The organism is Amycolatopsis sp. PSD-21, assembly GCF_055561455.1.
On the sequence record NZ_CM145712.1, the window covers coordinates 5392465 to 5410878 of the forward strand.

At 70.9% G+C, this 18414-nt stretch carries 14 protein-coding genes; 7 read left to right on the top strand and 7 right to left on the bottom strand.

All coding sequences use genetic code 11. The annotated features are described in order from the left end of the window. Window positions 1-4: 4 nt before the first annotated feature. The 3 genes from ACZ1DY_RS25325 to ACZ1DY_RS25335 all read right to left on the bottom strand — a co-directional run bounded on the left by ACZ1DY_RS25325 (window position 5) and on the right by ACZ1DY_RS25335 (window position 8235). Window positions 5-3460 carry an acyl carrier protein gene (locus ACZ1DY_RS25325; protein ID WP_465481079.1) on the bottom strand — a complete coding sequence of 1152 codons (3456 nt, stop codon included), beginning with the start codon at window positions 3458-3460 and terminating at the stop codon, window positions 5-7. After that, entirely contained in the window at window positions 3457-6882 is a 3426-nt protein-coding gene (locus tag ACZ1DY_RS25330; RefSeq protein ID WP_465481080.1) for a beta-ketoacyl synthase N-terminal-like domain-containing protein, read from the bottom strand. The genes ACZ1DY_RS25325 and ACZ1DY_RS25330 overlap by 4 nt, the downstream gene beginning before the upstream one ends. A gap of 486 nt (window positions 6883-7368) precedes the next feature. Continuing rightward, window positions 7369-8235 (bottom strand): phytanoyl-CoA dioxygenase family protein, encoded by an 867-nt coding sequence (locus ACZ1DY_RS25335; protein WP_465481081.1) that lies wholly within the window; start codon window positions 8233-8235, stop codon window positions 7369-7371. Window positions 8236-8329: 94 nt separating this feature from the next. On the opposite strand from ACZ1DY_RS25335, the gene ACZ1DY_RS25340 reads away from it, so the two are divergent. After that, a complete protein-coding gene (locus ACZ1DY_RS25340; RefSeq protein ID WP_465481082.1) occupies window positions 8330-9325 on the top strand; it encodes a LacI family DNA-binding transcriptional regulator in 996 nt (331 codons plus the stop codon). Between the two features lie 13 nt (window positions 9326-9338). Here ACZ1DY_RS25340 and ACZ1DY_RS25345 read toward each other — a convergent pair whose 3' ends face one another. Then, window positions 9339-10289, bottom strand: a complete 951-nt coding sequence (locus ACZ1DY_RS25345) for a DMT family transporter (protein ID WP_465481083.1) — start codon at window positions 10287-10289, stop codon at window positions 9339-9341. Between the two features lie 181 nt (window positions 10290-10470). Here ACZ1DY_RS25345 and ACZ1DY_RS25350 point away from each other — a divergent pair, with 181 nt between their 5' ends. After that, window positions 10471-10905 (top strand): hypothetical protein, encoded by a 435-nt coding sequence (locus ACZ1DY_RS25350; protein ID WP_126734233.1) that lies wholly within the window; start codon window positions 10471-10473, stop codon window positions 10903-10905. A gap of 84 nt (window positions 10906-10989) precedes the next feature. Here ACZ1DY_RS25350 and ACZ1DY_RS25355 read toward each other — a convergent pair whose 3' ends face one another. Continuing rightward, a complete protein-coding gene (locus ACZ1DY_RS25355; RefSeq protein ID WP_465481084.1) occupies window positions 10990-11790 on the bottom strand; it encodes an SAM-dependent methyltransferase in 801 nt (266 codons plus the stop codon). A gap of 113 nt (window positions 11791-11903) precedes the next feature. Here ACZ1DY_RS25355 and ACZ1DY_RS25360 point away from each other — a divergent pair, with 113 nt between their 5' ends. The 4 genes from ACZ1DY_RS25360 (at window position 11904) to ACZ1DY_RS25375 (ending at window position 15250) form a co-directional block, all read left to right on the top strand. Beyond that, the gene (locus ACZ1DY_RS25360; protein ID WP_257486115.1) at window positions 11904-12434 is read left to right on the top strand and encodes a MarR family transcriptional regulator; all 531 of its coding nucleotides are present in this window, start codon (window positions 11904-11906) and stop codon (window positions 12432-12434) included. Further along, window positions 12431-13591 carry a cytochrome P450 gene (locus ACZ1DY_RS25365; RefSeq protein ID WP_465481085.1) on the top strand — a complete coding sequence of 387 codons (1161 nt, stop codon included), beginning with the start codon at window positions 12431-12433 and terminating at the stop codon, window positions 13589-13591. The genes ACZ1DY_RS25360 and ACZ1DY_RS25365 overlap by 4 nt, the downstream gene beginning before the upstream one ends. Window positions 13592-13673: 82 nt before the next feature. Then, window positions 13674-14459: an alpha/beta fold hydrolase gene (locus ACZ1DY_RS25370; RefSeq protein ID WP_465481086.1), complete on the top strand. Its 786-nt coding sequence runs from the start codon at window positions 13674-13676 to the stop codon at window positions 14457-14459. Window positions 14460-14515: 56 nt separating this feature from the next. Then, window positions 14516-15250, top strand: a complete 735-nt coding sequence (locus tag ACZ1DY_RS25375; protein ID WP_465481087.1) for a MerR family transcriptional regulator — start codon at window positions 14516-14518, stop codon at window positions 15248-15250. Between the two features lie 300 nt (window positions 15251-15550). On the opposite strand, the gene ACZ1DY_RS25380 is transcribed toward ACZ1DY_RS25375, so the two are convergent. Further along, window positions 15551-16786, bottom strand: a complete 1236-nt coding sequence (locus tag ACZ1DY_RS25380) for an acetyl-CoA hydrolase/transferase family protein (protein WP_126734239.1) — start codon at window positions 16784-16786, stop codon at window positions 15551-15553. 7 nt (window positions 16787-16793) lie between these two features. Next, the gene (locus ACZ1DY_RS25385) at window positions 16794-17426 is read right to left on the bottom strand and encodes a winged helix-turn-helix transcriptional regulator (RefSeq protein ID WP_465481088.1); all 633 of its coding nucleotides are present in this window, start codon (window positions 17424-17426) and stop codon (window positions 16794-16796) included. A gap of 61 nt (window positions 17427-17487) precedes the next feature. Between ACZ1DY_RS25385 and ACZ1DY_RS25390 the strand changes: the two genes are divergently transcribed. Then, complete coding sequence (locus tag ACZ1DY_RS25390; protein ID WP_465481089.1) at window positions 17488-18372, top strand: alpha/beta fold hydrolase; 885 nt, start codon at window positions 17488-17490, stop codon at window positions 18370-18372. Window positions 18373-18414: the final 42 nt, after the last annotated feature.

The following is an 18414-nucleotide window of genomic DNA, read 5'->3' on the forward strand; positions in this document are numbered from 1 at the left end:
CCTATCAAGGGCCGGTGGGGCCGGCGGTGCGACGGGGTCTTCTGGACTGGGTGCGGCCGCGGCGGGCGGCGACGCGTTCGGCGGCACGGGCCAGTTCGGGGCTGGCGGCGGCACCGGAGTGCAGGTGCGCGGCTAGGGCGCGGACGGTGGGGTGGCTGAACAGGTCGACCATCGGGATCCGGCGGGCGAGCCGATCGGTGAGCTGGGCGTGGACCCGGGCCAGGGCGAGCGAATTCCCACCGACGTCGAAGAAATTGTCGGTGTGCCCGACTTCGGCGACACCGAGGACGTCGCACCAGGCACGCGCGATCACGGCCTCGGTCGCGGCCAGCGCCGCCGGATCCGCGGCCACCGATGGCGGCCGTGCCCGGACGCGGATCGCCGCGGCAGGCGCGGCGGTGCGGACGTCCGCCCGCGGCAGCTCCGGCACACTGGTCCCGACAGGCGCGTCCGGCGCCGCGGCCAGCGCGCCGAGCAGCGCGACGTAGTCCTCGGCGAGCCCGGCCATCCGGGCGTGGTCGAACAGGTCCGGGTTGTACAGCAGTTCGACGCCGTCGTCGTGGACGTACACCGTGAGGTCGAACGGCGACCCCGGCTTGTCGACCGGCAGCCACGCCGAGGCCACGCCGGGCAGGTCCAGCCGCGGCTCGGTGAAGTTCAGGACGTTGAACATCACCTGCACGAGCGGGGCGTGCGCGGGGTCGCGGGGCACGCCGAGCGCCTCGACGAGCCGCTCGACCGGCGCGGCCGGATGCGCGGTCGCGGCGAGGAGTTCCGCGCCGCCGTCGCGGACGTGCGTGGCGAAGTCCACGGCGTCGTCGGCCCGCAGCCGCACCGGCACGATGTCCACGAAGAACCCGGCGACTTCTTGGCATTCGGCGAGCTGCCGGTCCGCGACGACCGTGGCGACCAGATGGTCGGTCGCGCCGGTGAGCCGCCGCAGCAGCTGGCCGAACGCGGCGAGCAGGACCCCGGCACGCGTCGTGCCGGTGCGGGCGGCCAGCGCCAGGACCGACTCAGCCACACTGTCCGAAAAGGACTGGCGCAGGCTCGCACCACGGTAGGTCTGCACGATCGGGCGGGGCCGGTCGCGCGGTAGGTCCACTGTGGCCGGTGCACCGGCGAGATGTTCTGTCCACCACGCGACATCCACCGTCTCACGGCGTTCGTCGCGTCCGGCTCGCCACACCGCGTAGTCCGCATAGGACGCCACCGGCGGCGGCAGCGGCTCACCCCGGTAGGCCGCCGACAGGTCGGCGCACAGCAGCTCCTGCGACCATCCGTCGAACACCGCGTGATGCAGCGTGAAGCCGAGCACGTGCTCCGTCGCGCCGAGCCGGTAGAGCCGCACGCGCCAGGGAGCCTCGCGGTCGAGACGCACCGGCGTCGCGGCGTCGGCGGCCAGCCGGGCCCGCAGACCGTCCTCGGTCACCGGTGCCACCGGCAGCGGAACGTCCGACGACGGAAGGCGATCCGCCACCGGCGCTCCGTCGACGGCCCGGATCCGCCAGCGGAGCACGTCGTGCCGCTCGGCGACCGCGCGCAGGGCGTGGCGCAGCGCGTCGACGTCCAGCGCGCCGGTCAGCCGGAACGCCATCGCGATGTTGTACGGCGCGGCGTCCGGGGCGAGCTGGTCGAGGAACCACAGCCGCCGCTGCTGCGGGGACAGCGCGGGCGCGTGCCCGGTGGTCAGTCCCGGCCCGGTCAGCGGTGGCGCGGAGGCGACCCGCCGGGTGAGCCCTTCGAGCGTGCCGCCTGCCAACACGTCCTCCGTGGCGACGTCCGCGGCCAGCTCCGTCCGTAGCGCCGCGACCAGCCGCATCGCGGCGATCGAATTCCCGCCCGAGGCCAGGAAATCCGGCCCTGCGCCGGAGCCGAGCACGCGGCGCCAGATGGCCGCGACCGCGCGTTCCGCCGGGGTGCCGAGCGGGCCGAGATCCTCTTGTTGTCCCGCCAGTGCCGCTTCGGCGAGGTCGCGCAGCGCGGGCCGGTCGATCTTGCCGGTGACCGGGTTGACCGGCAGCCGGTCGAGCACCCGGACCGCGGCCGGGCGCATCGCCGCGGTGAGCCGGTCCCGGCCGAGTTCGTCCACATCGGACGGTGCGGACGCCGGTGCGAGGAAGGCCACCAGCCGGGTGCCCGCCGGCCCAGGGACGGCCGCCACCGCGGCGGCGTCGACGTCCGGATGGCTCGTGAGCGCGGCCTCCACCTCGCCCAGCTCGATCCGCTGGCCGCGGACCTTCACCTGCCGGTCGGCGCGGCCGGCGAATTCGAGACGGCCGTCGGGCAGCTCGCGGACGAGGTCGCCGGTGCGGTAGAGCCGCTCCCCCGGCGTGGTCGGATCGTCGACGAACTTCGCGGCGGTCAGCTCGGGGCTGCCGAGATAGCCGAGCGCGACGCCCGGACCGCCGATGAGCAGCTCACCGATCTCACCGGGCGCGACCGGCCGCAGCTCGGCGTCCACGACGAAGGCCCGGTGGTTCGGCGTCGGGCGGCCGAGCGGCAGCGGGTCGGCCGGGATGCCGGTGACCTCGTCGGTGACGACCACGACGGTGGTCTCGGTCGGGCCGTAGGCGTTGAAGAACCGCCGCCCCGGCATCCAGCGCGCGGCGAGCTCCGCGGGCACCGGCTCGCCACCGCAGGCGATGACGCGCCAGCCGGGGACGGCCGCGGGGTCCACCATGGACAGCAGCGTCGGCGTGACGAAGCCCCACTCGACGTCGTGCTCGACGAGGAACCGCCGCAGCCGTTCGGGGTCGGACCGGTCGGCGGCGCTGGTGAGCTGGACCGATCCGCCGTGCGCCAGCGGGACGAACACGTCCATGGTGAAGGCGTCGAAGGCGGGCGACGAGATGCCGAGCGTCCGGGTGCCCGGCCGGATCCCGAGGGCGGCGGGGAACCCGGTGACGAACGCGACCACGTTGCGGTGGCTGGTCAGCACGCCTTTGGGCCGTCCGGTGGAGCCGGAGGTGTAGAGAAGGTGGACGAGGTCGTCCGGCCCGGCGGGGCACTCGACGGGCCCGTCCACGGGCGCGGGCACGTCGAACGCCTCGATGCCTTCCGTGGCCCCGAATTCGGCCTTCGCGCGGTCACCGACGACCAGCGAGATCCCGGCGTCCGCGGCGATTTCGGCCAGCCGGGCCTTCGGGCCGCCGGGTTCGAGCGGCACGTAGGCGGCCCCGGACAGCAGCACCCCCACGACGGTCGAGATCAGCTCCGGCCGCCGGTCCGCGCAGACACCGACGCGGACGCCGGGTCCGGCACCCCGGGTGCGAAGCAGCCGCGCGACGCCGGTCGCCGAAGCGATCAGGTCCCGGTACGTGAGCCGGGCGTCACCTTGCCGGACGGCGACGGCGTCCGGCGTACGCGCCGCCTGAGTGAGGATCAGCTCCGTGAGCGTGGTGTCCGGATAGGACAGTGGCGGGCCATGGCCGCCCGTGACGGGCAAGGTGTCGGTCACCGAGGGGTCTCCTGGTCGGCTGTGTGGTGCGGTGGTTCGATCCAGTACCGCTCTCGCTGGAACGGATAGCCCGGCAAGGGGACGCGGCCGGGATCGCCGTCCGCGCTCCACTCGACGTCGGCGCCTCCTGTCCAGCGGGCGGCCAGGTCTCGCTCCGCCCCGGCCGGGCCCTCGACGTCGGTTCCGTTCGCCAGCAGGGCGTCGAGCGCGTCGACCGCCGACGCGACCGAGTCCGCCACCACGGCGGCCCGGCAGGCGAACGCCCTCCGGCCCGACAGCGTGTACGCCACGTCCCTGAGGTCCGGCGTGTCCGTGGCGAGCCGGTCGCGCAGCCTGGACACCGCCTCGCGCAACGCCTTCGGGTCACGCGCGGACACCGGCAGGACGAAGGAACCGCTCGCCGCGGGCCGCGGCGGGGCGACAGGCGCCTCCTCGACGATCATGTGCACGTTCGTGCCACCCATGCCGAACGAGCTGACCCCGGCCACCCGCCGCTCGCGGGCGGGCCAGTCGGCGGCCTTCGCCGGGACGTACCAGGGACCGCCTGCCAGGTCGACCTCCGGATGCGGGGCCGTGAAATGGGGGTTCGGCGGGATGACGCCGTGCCGTACCGACAACACGGCCTTGATCAGCCCGGCGATACCGGCCGCCGCGTCGAGGTGCCCGATGTTCGTCTTCACCGAGCCCAGCGCACACGATTCCGGCGGCGCGTCGCGGTAGACGCGGTTCAGCGCGGCCACCTCGATCGCGTCACCCAGCGGGGTGCCGCTGCCGTGGGCTTCGAGCAGCGCGACCTCGTCCGGGGCGACCTCCGCGACGGCCAGCGCTTCGGCCACCGCGGCCGCCTGCCCGGCCGGTCCCGGCACGGCGTAGCCCGCGCGGTCCGGGCCGTCGTTCGTGATCGCCCAGCCGGGCAGCACGGCGTAGACGTGGTCGCGGTCGGCGATCGCGTCCGCCAGCCGCCGCAGCACGACCGCTCCGGCGCCCGAGCTGAACCCGGCGCCCGCCGCGGCGACGTCGAACGCGCGGCACCGGCCGTCCGGTGAGACGAGCCCGCCACTGCGGTACCGCGGCCACGTCACGCTCGCCCCGCCTGCCAGCGCGACGTCGCACCGGTAGTCCGCGAGGCTCTGCGCGGCCATCGCCACCGCCGCGAGCGAGCTGGAGCACGCGCTCTGCACGGCCACCGCCGGCCCGGTCAGCCCGAGCCGGTAGGCGACCTGGCCGGGCAGGTGGTCGGTGAGCTGGCGGCCGGTCAGCCGCCCCTCCCAGTCGTCCGGGTCGACGTCGCCGGTGACCGCCGGGTTGCCGAACAGGTGGAAGAGGAAGTAGCGGTTCACCGAGGTCGCCGTGAACACCCCGACCGGCCCGGTCTCGGCGGCGGGGTCGCGGCCCGCGTCTTCGAGTGCCTGCCACGCCGTTTCGAGGAAGAGCCGGTGCTGCGGGTCGGTCCTGGCGGCCTCGTCGGCGGTGAAGCCGAAGAACCCGGCGTCGAACTCCTCGATCCCCTCGATCCGGCCGCCCGCCCGCACGTACGCCGGGTCGGCCCGCAGGCCCGGCCCGATGCCCAGCGCCGTCAGCTCGTCGTCGGTGTAGTCGTGGATCGAGTCGACGCCCGCGCAGAGGTTCCACCAGAAGGAAGCGGTGTCCGGCGCGCCGGGGAACCGGCAGGCCAGCCCCACGACGGCGATGAGATCCCCGGCCTGCTCCTCCGCGGTGGCGGGCGTCCGAGTGTCCGAAGTGGACTTCGTGAGCCAGGCGGCCTGCCCGGCGATCGTCGTGCGCTCGAACAGGGCGAGCAGCGGGACGTTCACGCCGAACTCGTCGGCCAGCCGCACCTGCACCCGCCCGAGCCGCAGCGAGTCGCCACCGGCGTCGAAGAACGCCTCGGTGCTGCCGATCCGGTCACGGCCCAGCACCTCGCACCAGATCCGGTGCACACGTTCCTCGGCCGGGTTCAGCCGCTCGGCCGGGACGGTCGCGGCCGAGCGCGGATCCGGCAGCGCCCGTTCGTCGAGCTTTCCGGTGACTGTCAGCGGAAAACTGTCCAGTACCGCGACGGCCGCGGGCACCGAGTAACCGGGCAGGGCGTCCACCAGCGCGGCCCGGAGCACCCGGCCGTCCGGACGCGGGCCTGCCGCGGTCACGTAGGCGAGCAAATCGCCGTCTCGCACGATCGCGCGGGCTTCGGCGACGCCAGGCTGTTCGGCGAGCTTGGCTTCGATCTCGGTCAGCTCCACCCGGAATCCGCGGACCTTGACCTGCCGGTCAAGCCTGCCGAGGCAGACGAGGTTCCCGTCCGGCAGGAGCCTGCCGAGGTCGCCGGTCCGGTAGCGGCGGCCGCCGTCGGCGGTCACCCCGAACGCCGGGCTCGGCTGGTCGAGGTAACCGTCGACGAGGTGCCGTCCGCGCACTTCGAGTTCGCCGCTGTCCAGCACGGTGAGTGTGAACCCGGGCAGCGCGCGCCCGATCGGCAGCGGTCCCTCGGCATCCGGGTCCAGCTCGGCGGCGGTCGTCCGGTAATGCGCGGCGAAGGTCACCTCGGTGGCGCCGTAACCGTTGACGAACACGCATTCCGGCGCGAACCGGCCGCGGCGGACGTCGGCGTGGGTCGCCTGTTCGCCGCCGAGCAGCACGGTCCGAACGGACGGGAGGCCGGTCTCGCCGAGGACGTCGAGCAGATGCCGGTAGACCGTGGGCGTCGAGTGGTAGACGGTCACCTCGTGCCGGGCCAGCTCGCGCGCGGCGTGGGCGACGCCGTGCGCACGCAGGTCGACCGGTACGAGCGCGGCGCCGGTGAGCAGGGCCGGATAGAGGTCCGGGATCGCCGCGTCGAAGCCGAACGACGCGAGCAGGCTGAGCCGGTCGGCCGGGGTGATGCCGAGCGCGTCGATCTGGTTGTCGACGACGTGCAGAAGGTTGCGGTGGGTCTGCGCGACGGCCTTCGGCCTGCCGGTGGAGCCGGACGTGAACAGCACGTACGCCAAGCCGTCCGGGTCGGATTCGGGCACCGGGAGCGGCGCGGTCTCCGCACCCGAACGCACCAGCCGCGCGGATCCCGTGCGGCACAAGAACTCCGCGAGCTCGACATACTCCGGGTCCGCGAGCACGGCGGTCACCCGCGCGGCCGCGAGCTGGTACTCGAGCCGCTCCCGGGGGAAGGACGGGTCCAGCGGGACGTAGGTGCAGCCCACGGCGAGGGTGCCGAGGATCGCCGCGATCGCGGCGCTGCCGTGCCCGGTGACGAGCCCGACCCGCTCCCCCGGCCGCACACCGGCGTCGTGCAACCGCAGCGCGCGGCCGCCCGCGAGGCCGGCGAGCCGGGCGTAGGTGATCCCGCCGCCGTGCTCGAAGACCGCGATCCGGTCGGGCGTTTGCCGGGCGTTTACGTCGAATCGGCTGACGCAGCCGGGTCGTGTCATCGGGCGTCGAGCAGTCGCTCCGAGGTTTTTCGGGCGCGCGACAACAACAACGGCGTGGACTTCATCTTGCTCCCCAGTGCAGATTCAGGTGAAGAATCACGCAAGGTTAAGACGACCGGCCGCGCCGTGGAATACGAATTTCGCGGATTTAGTCCGAACGCTCCATCCATATTGGACCATACGTCGCAGTTTTCCGCGCCTTACCCCCGAATCGGCGCCCTGGCCAGCACTTCGCGACGGTCCTTCGGACACAAACGACACTCGATCGATCACTTTCGGTGACACGTCGGATATTAACCGACACCTTGTCGGAAAATACCTTCACCGACAGCAGATGGGCCGATTTCCGCGATCGATTCAGAAATACGGTCGCGCGGGCGACCGCCGACCTGGGCGGCTTCCCGGGCACGGCCATCTCCGGCGACCAAATGAAGCCGAAACGCATTTCAGCGAGAATCAAATTCCGCGACGGCGAATAATCAGCGTTCAGTCTTTGCCGGATTCGCCCATCACGAGACCTTCGATGGTGTGCTTCTGCGTGATGGGCCGCAGGGTGTCGACGATCGGGCAATCGAGGTGGGCGCGCACCGAGTCCGGCAGGGTCGCCCAGTATTCCCTCGTCACGGCGGTGTCGTGGCGGGCGTCGTTGCCCGCTCCCGGCCCGTCGAGACCGAGGACGAGAACGGGACGGCTCTTGGCCGAGTGGTTCGCGGTTCCTCTGTGGACGGTCAGCGCCGACCGGATCGAAATGTCGCCCATACGCGGGAATTTGCGGACGGCCAGCTCGCGGTAGCGCGGGTACGCCTCCCGGGGCGGGAACATGCCGTGCTCGAACGTGCCGCCGTCCTCCCAGTGCGTGCCGGGCGCGATCTCGAAGGGCCCCATGTCCGGTTCGGTGTCGACGGCGGTCACGTTGACGGCCAACGAGTTCAGCCTGCCGTGGCGGGCGGTCTCCTCGGGCATCGGGAAGTCGCGGTGCCATGGCTGGTCCATCGCGCCCGCCAGCGGGACGTCGAAGCCGACCTCGACGATCCGGTACTCCGGACCCAGCACGGCCTCGGCGACGGCGGTGATCCACGGATGGGATGCCAATTCCGCGAAGCCGCGCAACTGTTCGGGATGGATTTCGACGTAGAACCGGTTGGGTCCGCGACCGACCGCGCCGTTCTCGCGGCCGCGCGCCTCGGCGAACGCCGTCTCGATGTCTTCGCCCAGCCGTCCGACCCACTCACGAGTGAACGCCTGCGGGAGACCGATGATGCCCTCCCGATGCAGGCGGGCGGTCAGGGATTCGAGTTCGTCGGCGGGCAGCGGGGCGGGGGCGGGGGTGGGGGCGGTGTGATTGACGGGCATCTCGACCTCCGGGCGACACGGCACTGTCACTCCAGTTTGCAACGTGGCATGCCACGTTGCAAGAGGTATCCTCGCCGCGAGCGAGAGGACGAGGATGAACCCGAAGCTGCGGGATGTGGCCGAGCACGCCGGGGTGTCCGTGCGGACGGTGTCGAACGTGGTCAACGGCTTCCGCTACGTCGCCCCGGCGACCAGGGAGCGGGTGCAGGCGAGTATCGACGCCCTCGGCTACCGGCCCAACATGGCCGCCCGGACACTCCGGCAGGGCCGGACCGGGCTGGTCGCGCTGGTGATCCCGGAAATCGACTCGCCCTACTTCTCCGAGCTCGCCGCGCGGACGGTGCGTATCGCCGAAGCCCGGGGACTGACGGTCCTCATCGACCAGACCGACGGCGACGCCGAACGGGAGACGCAACTGCTGCACGGACGGCGCAGCCAATTGGTCGACGGCGTGCTGTTCAGTCCGTGGGCGGTGGCCCCCGCGGAACTGGCCTCCCGGACCGACACCGCTCCCCTCGTGCTCCTCGGGGAGCACGACGGTACCGCCGGGGTCGACCACGTCGCGATCGACAACGTCGCGGCCGCACGCGAGGCCACCGCGCACCTGCTGGCGCGCGGCCGTCGGCGGATCGCCGCGGTCGGGAGCCAGCCGCATTCGCTCAACGCGACCGCCCGCCAGCGGCTGGCCGGATATCGGGAGGCGCTCGCCGACGCCGGGCTGCCGGCCGAGCCCGAGCTTGAAGTGACCGTGCCGAGTCTGCATCGCGCCGACGGCCATCAGGCGATGCTGCGGCTGCTGGACTCTCCCCGTCCGCCCGACGCGGTGTTCTGCTTCACCGACGAACTCGCGCTGGGCGCGTTGCGAGCCGCCGCCGACCGCGGCGTCGCGGTGCCGGATTCCTTGGCACTGATCGGTTTCGACGACATCGAAGACGGCAGGTTCAGTGTCCCGGCGCTCACCACCGTCTCCCCGGACAAGGATCGCATCGCCGAACTCGCCCTCGACCGGCTGGCCGAGCAGATGTCGAGCCCGCGATCACCGCGCTCGATCGTCGCCCCGCACCGGCTGGTCGTCCGGGAAACGAGCTGAGCCCGGGCCGTGATCACTGCGGCGCGGGTTCCTTCGAGTACCGTCCCAGGCCGCCGATCGCGGCCATGATCAGCACGACCCCAACGACACCCGCGACCGTCAGCCGTTCATCCAGCCAGACGACGGCGATCAGGACGGCGGTGACCGGTTCGAGCAGGGTCGCCACCACCGCCGCGCCGCTGGGTGTGGATCGGAGGCCGGTGAACAGCAGTGCGTAGGCGAGCGCCATGGTCACGGCCCCGAGGTAGCCGATCAGCGCCCACGACCGGAGGTCGCCGGTCCACATCCCACCACCGGTCGCCAGCGGCACGATCAGCCCGGCGGGAACGAGGACCATCGCGGCGACACAGGTCGTCGTCGTGGTCATGGTCAGCGTGTCGAGCCGCAGCGATAGTGGCCCGGCCGCGTCGGCGGAGAGGGCGTAGGCGGCGCCGGACGCGAGTGCGGCGAGCACACCTAGAACCGGATACGGCGCTTCGCCGTCAGGGCTGCCGGCAACGCTGACGAGGAGGAGCCCCGCGAGTGCGACTGCGACCGTGAGGAACTGGCCGGCGGAGGGCCTGCGGCGACGCCTGACGCTGCCGGTGATCAGCAACAGCACCGGCGCGAATCCGAGACACACCACGGTGGTGATGCTCACCCCCGCCCACAGGACGGCCACGAAGAAGAGCAGCTGGAAGATCGCCGTCGAAACCCCGACCACGGTCACTCGCCGCCAATGCCGCCGCCCGAGCCGCACGCAGTCACGCGACCGCCGCAGCACGGCGGCGGCGATCACCAGGACGACGACCGCGACCAGGGCGCGATACCCGCCGATGGCCAGCGGCGAGAGGCCAGAAGCGTCGTGGACGACCGGGATTACCGGGCCGATCGTGCCCCAGAGCACGCCGGCCAGACACACCAGGACCAGTGCTCTCCCCCGGCCGATGGACGCCTGGACGGGCTGTGTTTCCGTGGTTGCCACACCGGCAGCATGACAAACGGTCTCGGACCCGGTCGACGCCGGATCCGGAACTCGCCACCGACTTACCGGTTTTCGTTCCGGCGAAAAGGTGTGTACGCGGACCGCGCCTATCGGTGAGGGTGATTCCCACGCCAACGGAAACAGCCGGGCGAATTCCACAAAGCTCAGAGAGGGGTAAATCGTGCGTGAATTGCGATTCGTCGGCGTCACGACCGCCGTATTGTTGGCGCTGGGCGCCGGGTCGGCCTCGGCTGCCACAGCCGCGGACGGCGGGCTGGAGGGCCAGAACGAGGACTCCGTGGCCCAGGACAGCGAACGTTACCGGAACTTCGACCTCCAGGAGGTCGGCGGGCCGCTCCTCGCCAGGGTCGTCGTCGACCTGAAGGACCGCGATTTCACCGTATGCGACAAGAAGGCGAACGGCTACTGGGCGTACGCTTCGTTCCAGGAAACGGTGAGTTCGCCTCCGGCGAAGCCCTACTACCGGGACACGACTTCAGGTCCGAAGTGCACCCATTACGACAAGACGATCTCGAAGAAGAAGGACATCGTCACGATCTGCCAATCCGACCCGCTGTGGGACACCTGCATCGACCGCGGCGTCCGGTGGTGGTGACCGTCCACAGATCCGGGCCACGTCGCGAAAGCCACTTTGGGGACACCTGATGTCTCGAAAGTGGCTTTCGCGACGTGACCGGACTCAGACCTTGCGTCCGACGCCGGCGTAGACGTCGTCCGGTTCGATATCGCGGAGGCCGGGCTCCGGCCGCCACAGCGGCGCGCTCACCACACCGGGGTCGACCAGCTCCAGTCCTTCGAAGAGAGCGGCGACTTCGGCGTATGGGCGGAAATACATGGGATCCCTGCTGTTCTTCATCGCCTCGGTGACCGCCGCCATTTCCAGGGGCGCGTGGTCCGCGGTCAGATGCGACAGCGCGACCAGGCTGCCCGCCGGCAGTGCCTCGCGGTAGCGGGTGACGATCTCGGCGGGGTGCTGGCTGTCCGGGATGAAGTGGAACACGGCCACCATGAGCAGCCCGATCGGCTCGCCGTCGGCCAGCAACGCCCGCGCCGCCTCCGAGTTCAGGACCGCTTCCGGACTGCAGAGATCTTCCTCGACGACACTGGCGTTCGGGTTGCCGTCCAGGATGAGCCTGCTGTGGGCGACGGCGACCTTGTCGTAGTCGACGTAGACCACCCGGCATCCGGGGTCCATGTCCTGGGCGATTTCGTGCACGTTGCCGACGGCCGGGATCCCTGAGCCCAGATCGAGGAACCGGGTGATGCCCTGCCCGACCATGTACTGCACGGCGCGGCGAAGGAACGCCCGGTTCGACGCGGCGACCTGGCGGCCCGTCGGCAGCACCGCCATGACCTTCTCCCCGACAGCGCGGTCGGCGTCGAAATTGTGACTGCCGCCGAGCAACCAGTCGTAGACCCGTGCCGCACTGGGCACTCGGATGTCGACACCTTCTGGAACCCGTTCGCCCGCCACGGACACCCCACACCTCGCAACGCATCGGTTCTCGGTACACCCTGTCGCCGGTACGGTACCGACCGCGACACCTCTCTCGAAACCCGCATTAGCATCGTTTTAGATGTATCGTTATCGATGTGAAGGCCAGTGAGTTGTATCTTCTCGGCAAGCACCTGATGGAGCTCGCCGCCCGGGGCATGCGTGACGATTCGGATCCGGAGACCCCGGAGATCCACGACGTGCTGATCTCGGTGCTTGTCGAGGAGCCCGGCTTGTCGATCGGCGAATTGACCGCCCGTACCGGTTTCGCGCAGAGCCACGTCTCGGGTGCCGTCGCCAGAATGCGGGCGGCGGGCGCGCTCGTGACACGTCCTGATCCGGCGGATCGGCGCCGCACCCTGGTCGTCCCGGTCGACGCGTTGGTCGAGGCCGTCGCCCGGCGTCAGCAGCGTGCCGCCGAAGAGATCCTCGCCGCGGCGCTCGCCGAGCTCGATCCGGACGAGGACTCGGTCGCGGACCGGGCCGCGCGCCTCACCCGCGCGGCGGACGAGCTGTACCGGCTGCTGACCGCTCGCGCGCTCGGGGTGGACGAGGATTCCGCCCTTACGCCGTTGCACTCGCTGGCCGAGAAGACCACCGGAAGACCGAAGAACGGAGAGGGAACATGACTGGGGCAGCCGAATACCCGTTCACGGACACGGAACCGTTGCGGTGTCCCGCGGAATTCATCCGCCGTCAGGACGAGGAACCCGTCGGCCGGGTGCGCCTGGCCTCCGGCGAGGACGCCTGGCTCGTCACGCGTTACGCGGACATCCGGGGCTTGCTCGGCGATCCGCGGTTCCGCCCCTGGGTACCGGGGACCGGCTCGGCCGACGGCGGAGGACTGCTCTTCACCATGTCGGGCCCCGCGCACGCGCGGCTGCGGCGCATCGCGGCCAAGGCGCTCACCCCGCGCCGGATCGAACTGTTGCGCCCGCGCCTGGAAACCCTCGCGGCGGAGTCGGCCGCGAAGCTGATCTCGCAAGGTCAACCCGCCGACGTGCTGAACGGGTTCGCGATTCCTTTCGCCCTCGCGTCGCTCAGCGAGCTTCTCGGTGTCCCGCAGTCGGTTCGCGACGAGCTGCGGTCCTGGACCGACAGCATCGTCGCGGTGTTCACCGCGCCGAGCTATGAAGAAATGGCCGAAGCGGCCCAAAAGCTGGGCGGCTATCTCGCGGAATTGGTGGAGACCAAGCGAAACGCTCCCGGTGACGATCTGCTGACCGGCCTGATCGAGGCCCGCGACGACTCCGGCGACTCGTTGCGCCCGGACGAGATCACGCAGCTCGCCTTCGCGATCGTGATCGCCGGATACGTCCCGCCGTCGAACGCGCTGGCTCAGGCCGTACTCCGGCTGGCCGTCGAACCGGCACTCCCCCGCGACCCCGCCGGGATCCCCGCACTGGTCGAGGAACTCCTGCGCCAGGACCAGAGTTCGGCCACGGACCAGGGACGGGTCGCCGTCGAGGACGCCGAGATAGGCGGAGTCCCGATCCGTGCCGGCGAATTCGTCCTCGCGCCCTTGCGGGCGGGCAACCACGATCGTCGGCGCTTTCCGGAACCGGAGCTGGTCGATCCCGCTCGTACGCCCGGCCATCTCACTTTCGGGCACGGGCCACACCATTGTCTCGGGGCGGCCCTGGCCCGCACGGAACTCCAGGCCGGGCTCACCGCCTTACTCGCCGCCGCACCACGGCTGCGGCTGGCCGTGCCGTTCGAAGAACTCGCCTGGCGGCGGATGTTCCTCACCCTTCGCGGTCCCGTCGACGTCCCGATCACCTGGTGACACTTTTCCCGTCGGGGATCATCCGCTCGTACCCGCACTGAAGTTGACCCTGACGCAGGGGCAACCCCTCAGCATGGCTGCCATGAACACGCGAGACAGCCATTTCACGGTCCACCACGACGGCGTCGCGATCCGGGTCTCGCGCGGCGGCCGGGGACGGCCGCTTGTGCTGTGTCCCGGGCTGCTCACGCCACAGGCGGATCTGCACGAGCTGATCGGGTTGCTGCGCCTCGACCACGACGTGGTGACGTTCGACTTGAGAGGCCACGGCCTCTCCTCGCCCGGCGACCGGTACACCTTCGAGGCGTTCCTCGGCGATTTCGGCGCTGTCATGGCGGAGTCGGGCTACGTCGGCCCGCGGGCCGTTCTCGTGGGGCATTCGCTGGGCGCGGACCTGGCCGTGCACTACGCCGCCGGCCATCCGGACGCCGTGTCCGGGCTCGTCCTCGTCGACGGCGCGAACCCGGTGCCCGAACCGTTCCTCACCGAAGCCGACCTGCCGGAGTTCCGGGCGATGGCGGAGGGACTGCGGCACGAGTTCGAGCGGGTCGCGGGCACCGCGCGTCAGGTTCTGCTGTCCCCACAAGACTTCCTCGATCTCAACATCGAGATCGAAGCAGTGCGCTCCGGCATCCTCGACCAGTATCGGAGGATCGACTGTCCGATCCACCTGATCATGGCGGCCTCGATGGCCGGGGGCGGCGATGACGAGCGTGCGCGGTGGCGCAACGAGAACTGGCGCGCCGGGGTCGAACGGCTCACCCGCGAGCGGCCGCACGTCTCCACGTCGTGGCTCGACGCCGACCACCGGCTCGTCGTCACCCACGCGCGGCAGATCGCCCGCCTGATCCGCGTTGCCGCACACTGAGCGCATGTTGACCCATCGGTGAGCTGGCGTCGTGCGCGGGGGTGACGGTGCGCGCGGTGCGGCACTATCACGCCAAGGGCCTGCTGCCGGAGCCCGAGCGCGACCATTCCGGTTACCGGCGCTACGACGCCGGGGCGGTGATCGAGCTGGTCAGGATCAGGACCCTCGCCGAAGCCGGGGTCCCGCTGTCGCGAGTGCGGGAACTGCTCCAGGCCGACGAACGCGAGTTCGCCGCGGCGGTCGCCGACATCGACGAGCGGCTGCGCGCCGAAATCCGCCAACGGCAGCGGCATCGCGAGCGGATCGCCCGGCTCGCGTCCGGGGACGCCCTGGTGCTGCCGCCGGAGGTGGTCGAGATTCTCGACGTGCTGCGGGCGCACGGCGTCGACGAGAGGATCGTCCAGGTCGAGCGGGACGGCTGGATCCTGCTGGCCGCGCACTCACCCGAACGGATCCCGGAGTGGGCGGAGCGCAAGAAGGAGCAGCTCGCCGATCCGCCGCTCATCGATTTCTATCGCACCCTGGGGCAGGCGCTCGACCGGAGCGACGACGATGCCGAGCTGATCGAGCTCGCCGACAAGCTGGCCGTCCACATCACGCGGATGGCGGACGAGCGGAACGAGGCCTATGTCGGCGACACCGACGTCGCACCGCCTTTCGCCGAACTGATGGACGCACTCGCCTTCGACACCGCCCCGCCGGCCCGCCGGCTGATCGAGCTGCTGAGAACGCGAGGCTGGACCGGCTGGACGAAACTCGAACGCGTGACGCCTGCACCACCGTTGCCGTGAGGTCGAGGGCACTTCAATGGCGCGGGCGAGTACTCGGCTTCCCTTTCGGCGGCGCTCAACGAGCGAGCCGGAAGGCGCGAGGCGGACCTCGACCCGGATAAGGAAGGTGCCCAGAACTGACGACTCGCGGGCTGGCCGCTTCCCCGCTCGCGTGTCCCCACCGGTGGGCGCCGATGTCCAGTGCCACGTCGCGGAGGTGGCTTTCGGGACATCCCCGGCGTTGCGAAAGTGGCTTTCGCAACCTTCAACGTTGCGAAAGTGGCTTTCGCAACATACCCCGCCCCTCAAGGAAAACCGGCACTACGAAAGCGTGAATCCCAGTTCCCGGCCTCGCGTCACGAGTTCTTCCCGGGCCGACGGATGCGCGACGTGGTCGACGATCTGCTGCGCCTGTTCGCTCGAATCGTTGCCCCAGATGGTCGCGACGCCGTGTTCACTCACCAGGAAACTGTGCTGGAACGACGTCACCGGCCCGGCCAGCCGCGGCACGACCGTCGAGACGTCGGCCTTCGGATGCCACGACGGCAGCGCGATGATCGCCCGCCCGCCGGGTGAGTGCAACGCCCCGACCACGAAGTCGGTCTGCCCGCCGAATCCCGAATAGATCGCGCCTCGCACCCGGCTCGCGTTGGCCTGCGCGAACAGATCCACTTCGAGAGCACTGTTCACCGACACCAGGCCGCGCTGCCGGGCGATCACGGCGGGATCGTTCGTCTTTTCCGTGCGCAGCAAGCGAACCCGCGGATTGCGGTCGAGCCAGCGGTACAGCTCCGCGGTGCCGAACACGAACGAGGCCGTCACCGGCACCGCCGGATCGAGGGCACCGGCGCGGTCGAGCGCGAGCACACCGTCGCTGAACATCTCCGACCAGATCGCGAGCCCGCGCCGTCCGGTCACCGCGGCCAGTGTCGCGTCCGGGATCCCGCCGATGCCCAGTTGCAGGGTCGCGCCGTCCTCGACCAGCCCCGCCACCCGCTCACCGATGGTCCGCGCCGTGTCCCCCACCGGCCGCGGGACGGGTGACAGGAGCGGCTCGGCCACGTCGAGGGCGTAGTCGATCTCGCTGACCGGCAGGACTCCGTCGCCGTGGACGAACGGCATCTCCGGGTTGAGTTGCGCGACGACCAGGCCACCGCGCGCCCGCACCGCCTCGACGGCCGCGGGCAGGATGTTCACCTCCGTACCCAGCGACACCATGCCGTCCACCGGGACCGAGGTGTGCAGCAGGACCACGTCCGGCGGCAACGCCGTCTTGAGCAGTTGCGGCACCAGCGACAACCGCGACGGGAAGTACCGCAGCCCGGCGCGGCCGCGCATCCCGGCACCCACGAACGGCGTCTCCAGCAGCACACCTTCGCGGTCCGGCATTCCGGCCTGCGCGTTCAACGCGAACAGCCGGTACTCCGCGAGCGCCGTGTCCAGCACTTTCAGCGCCCGCATCGGGGTGGCGAAGTTCCCGCTCACCACCACCCGGGGGCATGACGCGGGAACGCCCGCCAGGATGGAACCGAGCTGACTCTCCGACAAGACGCGCATGAGCCGATCATGCCCGAGGGACCGCGTGCCGGGTCTGGAGGAGGTCCCGCACCGCGCCTTCGTCCCCCTCGATGTCGACGAGCCCGGCGACGTCGTCGAGCTCGAGCGCACCCGCCGCCAGCCCGAGAACGATCGCCGCGTCCGCCCGGAGGACGGCGTCGAGTTCACCTCCGTCGTGCTTCTCGACCTCCGTTCCACCGGGCGCCGCTCGCAACCGGAACAGGCTGCCGTCCACCTCGATACCGATCGCCGGCGACCGGTGCCCGCCGGGCAGCAACGCTCGAAGGGCGACGACGAGCCATGCGGCGTCGAAGCGATCGCCGTCCGGCCCTCGCATCATGAGCGGGGTGGACCAGCGGACGAGGCCCTCGATCGGCTCTCGCAGCCCGGCGCCCCACTCCGTGAGCGCGTAGACGACGGCGTTGGTCCCCTCGGCCAGGTTCCGTTCGACCACGCCGGCGGCCTCGAGGTCGCGAAGGCGATCGGCGAGCAGATTGGTGGCCACGCCGGGAAGCCCGTCGAGCAGCTCCCGGTAGCGGGCGGGGGCGATCAGGAGCTGGCGGACGATGAGCAGGTTCCACCGGTCGCCGACGACGTCGAGCGCCCGGGCAAGCCCACAGTACTGACCGTAACTCCGCATCGCTTGACCTTCTCAAGTGCGCGTGAAAAACTCAAGCATCCCGACGCCGGAGGAGGCCGCGATGGCCGACATCACCGAGAGCGTCCGGCCCTCCTGGGTCGACGACGACCTGTTCCCCTTCGAGAGCCGCTTCGTCGACATCGACGGGAACACCGTGCACTACATCGACGAGGGCTCGGGGCCCACCCTGATGTTCCTGCACGGCAATCCGACCTGGTCGTTCCTCTGGCGCGACGTGATCCGCGCGCTGCGCGGAGACTTCCGGTGCGTCGCCCTCGACTATCCGGGCTTCGGGCTATCGACGCCGAAACCCGGCTACCGCTACTGGCCCGAGGAGCACGCGGACGTGGTCACCGGGTTCATCGACGCGCTCGGCATCGAGAAAGCGACCCTCGTCGGGCAGGACTGGGGTGGCTTGATCGGCCTGGCCGCCGCTCAGCGACGGCCAGACGCCTTCGATCGGCTCGTGCTCGCGAACACCTGGGCCTGGCCGGTCAACGGGATTCTCCATTTCGAGGCCTTCTCCCGCATCATCGGCGGGCCCGTCGGCCGTTTCCTCGTCCGGCGATTCAACCTTCTCGTCAACACGTTCATCCCCACGGGCCACCGGCGGCGGAAACCGACCGCGGCCGAGATGACCCAGTACCGCCGGGCGCTGGACACCCCCGCGCGGCGGCAGTCTTCCGCCGTGTTCCCCGGCAGGACGCTCGCCAGCCGAGCCTTCTTCACCGAGGTCGAGGCGGGCCTCGCCGACGTCGCCCACCTGCCGACGCTGATCGTGTGGGGCGACGCCGACATCGCCTTCCGCCCCCAGGAACGCGAACGCCTCGAAGCGACCTTCCCCGACCACCGCACCGTGATCGTCGAGGGCGCCGGCACCTACGTCGAGTCCGACGCGCCCGAGGAATTCGTCGCCGCGATCCGCGACTGGCTGGGAACGGGCTGACTGTCACAAAACGGTGCCGGCCGGGGTCGTATGGGCGAAGCA